This window comes from Frateuria defendens (assembly GCF_001182895.1).
Lineage (GTDB): Bacteria > Pseudomonadota > Gammaproteobacteria > Xanthomonadales > Rhodanobacteraceae > Frateuria_B > Frateuria_B defendens.
On record NZ_LFQR01000264.1, the window covers coordinates 1 to 246 of the forward strand.

1 pseudogene is annotated in these 246 nt (G+C 75.2%); it reads left to right on the plus strand.

The window, feature by feature from the left end:
• Nucleotides 1–246 (plus strand): annotated as a pseudogene (locus ACH65_RS18215) (AsmA family protein); the annotation flags it as partial.

Consider the following 246-nt stretch of genomic DNA (forward strand, 5'->3'; position numbering starts at 1 on the left):
GAGAAGCTCGACCTCGACGTGCGCCCGCACACCAAGGGCCTGCGCGTGCTCACCCTGCGCTCGCCGCTGTATGTGCGCGGCACGCTCAAGAACCCCAGCGCCGGCGTGCAGGCCGGCCCGCTGATCGCCCGCGGCGCGGGGGCCGTGGCCCTGGGCGTGGCGGCAGCGCCGGCCGCGCTGCTGGCCCTGGTCATGCCCAGCCACGGCGACGACGAGGACAACACCTGCCGCGCGGTATTGCAGCAG